The organism is Micromonospora sp., assembly GCF_048594385.1.
In the GTDB taxonomy this organism is placed as follows: domain Bacteria; phylum Actinomycetota; class Actinomycetes; order Mycobacteriales; family Micromonosporaceae; genus Micromonospora; species Micromonospora wenchangensis.
In genome coordinates this window covers 1-2,593 of record NZ_JBMDWU010000021.1, presented here as the reverse complement: position 1 = coordinate 2,593, position 2,593 = coordinate 1, and the positions used below count along the sequence as shown (strand labels likewise).

Sequence of the window (2,593 nt, the reverse complement as noted above, 5' to 3'; positions counted from 1 at the left end):
GCCCCGCCGTCGCGGGCGGCCGTCGGCGGCTCCGCCGTCGGCCGGGAACACGCCGCCCTGCTCGCCGGCCCGCTCGGCGGTGCCGGCGGCGCGGGGTTGCCCGCAGGCGCGGGGCTGCCCGGCGGTGCCGGGTCGTCCGGTGTGACCGGTGGCCCGGGGTTGTCGGGCGCGGCGGGCAGCGGCCCCCCGGCACCCGGCCAGCTCGGCGGCCGGCCGTTCGGGCCGCCGGTCCTGCCGCCGATCGGCGCACCGGGCCGGGAGGGCGACGACACCCGCCGCACCACCCGGCTGACCGAGGACGAGCAGGCATGGGGAGCCGACCCGACGTGTACGGCGGCCGTGGTCGGCCGGACCGACCCGCCGAGGCGGCGGCCGGTGGCGACACCGGTGCAGGTGGAGCAGACCCCCACCGCCGGCCCGGTGGTGCACGGCCGGGACCAGGCGCGCGGCCGGGGTTGACCGCCGTCGGCGCCGCACGACGGGTCGACCGTCGTGGTGCCCCGCAGCAGACGAACCGCAGAGACAACCGGTGGTGAGGACAGATGTCGAGTCCTTTGTCCAACCAGGTCGTGCAGGCGCTCGCCGAACTCGAACGGCAGAAGGCCGCGATCGACGAGATCCAGGGTGGCCTGCACACCGTCTACAGCACGGTCACCGCGAAGAACCGGGCGGTGGCGGTGACCGTCGACAGTCGGGGAGCGGTCACGGGGATCAAGTTTCCGACCTCGGCGTACCGGACGATGGCCGGTCCGGAGCTGGGGGAGCTGCTGGTCGACACGATCGAGGCGGCCCGGGGTGAGGCGATGGCCCGTACCGTGGCCGCGTTCGAGTCGCTGCTCCCCGCCGGCCTGCCCATGATGGACCTGCTGACCGGCGGGGCCGACCCGGAACACGGCCCGCTGCCGATGGACCAGCTGCTCAACGAGATGTTCCGGACGGTCGGGCCGGACGACGACCCGACGCCGACGCCCCCGGCCGGAGCCCACTGATGCCCCCGGCCGTGGGGCCGATCGGTGCGGACACCGGCCGGCTGACCAACCCGAACTTCGACCCGTTCACCGAGGAACTGGACCGGGTCCAGCGGGCGCTGCGGCGCAGCGACACCGACCATCCCGGACTCGTCGGGGAACCGTACGCGGACATCGACGAGATCGTGGCGAACCTGCCGAAGGCGTCGGTCGGCGCGGACCTCATCAAGCTGCTCGGCGCGGTGCCCCAGGGCTACCAGGAGGACCTGCGGGAACTGGGCCGACTCCTGGCGGACATGGAGTCGACCAACGCCGACATCTCCGGCGGGGTCAACAGCGGGCGGCACACCTAACGGCCGACGGCGCTGCCCGCCCCGGGCGGCAGTGCTCCGGCGCACGGGCCTTCAGTGCTCTGGCGCAACACCTGACAACGGCGTGACGACGAGGGGTGGTCTCCGGTGGCGATCGAGGTTTCGGCCGAACTGGCCAACTTCCTGCGGTTCCTGGTCGGCGAGAAGTTTCCGAAGGCCGACGAGACCAACCTCTTCGCCACCGCCGAGGCGCTGCGGCAGGCCGCCGAGCAGGTGGCCACGTCGAGCGAGACGTTCGGCGACGGGGTACGGGCGTACCGGGCCGGGGTGAACGGGCAGGCCGAGGACTCGTTCGTCGACACGATGGAGCGCTACGTCCTGCACAGCCCGGGCTACCTCGGTCTGGTGTCGAAGTACACCAACCGGATGGGGGACAGCTACCGGGGCACCGCCACCGAGGTGCAGTACGCCAAGCTGATGATCATCGCGGCGCTGCTCGCCCTGATGGTGGAACTGCTGACGGCGCTGGCGATCGCCTGGATCAACCCGGGCGCCGCGCTGGCCCGACTCGCGGTCGGCCGGGTGATCATGCGGGTCATCTTCCAGAACGTCACCACCCGGGTCCTGTTCCAGGTCGCCATGGCGCAGGCCGTCGGGATCGGCCTCCAGACGGTGATGGACCGGCTGGTGCAGCTCTACCAGATCCGCAACCACACCCGGGACGGCTGGAACAACGAGCTGACCCGTGCCGCCGCCGAGGTCGGCTCGCTCGGCGGCGCGGTCGGCCTCGGCCTCGGCGGGCTCATGCAGGGGCTGGAGCGGCTGGTCCGGTCCACCAACATCGGCCGGCGGGTCGGGCTGACGGCTTCGTCGAACACCCCGGACCCGCACGGCTTCCGGCCGGGTGAGGCGGCCCAGGAGGTCGCCAACGAGGGCATCAGCGAGTGGCTGACCGAGTTCGTCTACAACGGCATGACGACCGGCGAGTGGGACGCCGACGGCGCGGCCGTCGTCGCGGGTGCGCTCTCCGGGGTGGCGAGCGTCGCCGGCACCGCCATCGGCCAGCAGCTGAACAAGGCCACGAGCGGTGACCGGGACCGTAAGGCGGACCCGTCGGCGCTTGCGGACCCGGTGACGGACGAGCAGTTGCCCGCGTACGACCCGGTCCGCCTGCCGGCGTACCACCAACCACCTTCGTACGCCGAGGCGGTGACCGCCGTGCCCGGGGCGGGTGCCGGCGGCACCGGCACCGGCGGTGCGATCCCCGGTGGACCGACGCCCGGCGGTGCGATCCCCGGTGGTGCGATCCCCGGC

4 protein-coding genes are annotated in these 2,593 nt (G+C 73.4%); all 4 read left to right on the top strand.

Annotated features, from left to right (window positions below):
• On the top strand, positions 1–459 hold a 459-nt coding region (locus tag ACOJTC_RS01030; protein ID WP_420115378.1), incomplete at its 5' end, for a hypothetical protein.
• A gap of 83 nt (positions 460–542) precedes the next feature.
• A complete protein-coding gene (locus ACOJTC_RS01025) occupies positions 543–989 on the top strand; it encodes a YbaB/EbfC family nucleoid-associated protein (protein WP_420115377.1) in 447 nt (148 codons plus the stop codon).
• A complete protein-coding gene (locus ACOJTC_RS01020) occupies positions 989–1,321 on the top strand; it encodes a hypothetical protein (RefSeq protein ID WP_208567479.1) in 333 nt (110 codons plus the stop codon). The genes ACOJTC_RS01025 and ACOJTC_RS01020 overlap by 1 nt, the downstream gene beginning before the upstream one ends.
• A gap of 105 nt (positions 1,322–1,426) precedes the next feature.
• The coding region (locus ACOJTC_RS01015) for a hypothetical protein (protein ID WP_420115376.1) at positions 1,427–2,593 on the top strand (1,167 nt) is incomplete at its 3' end.

Coding starts and splice junctions, on each gene's coding strand:
- ACOJTC_RS01020 (WP_208567479.1), top strand. CDS start 989: ATGCCCCCGGCCGTGGGGCCGATCGGTGCGGACACCGGCCGGCTGACC.
- ACOJTC_RS01025 (WP_420115377.1), top strand. CDS start 543: ATGTCGAGTCCTTTGTCCAACCAGGTCGTGCAGGCGCTCGCCGAACTC.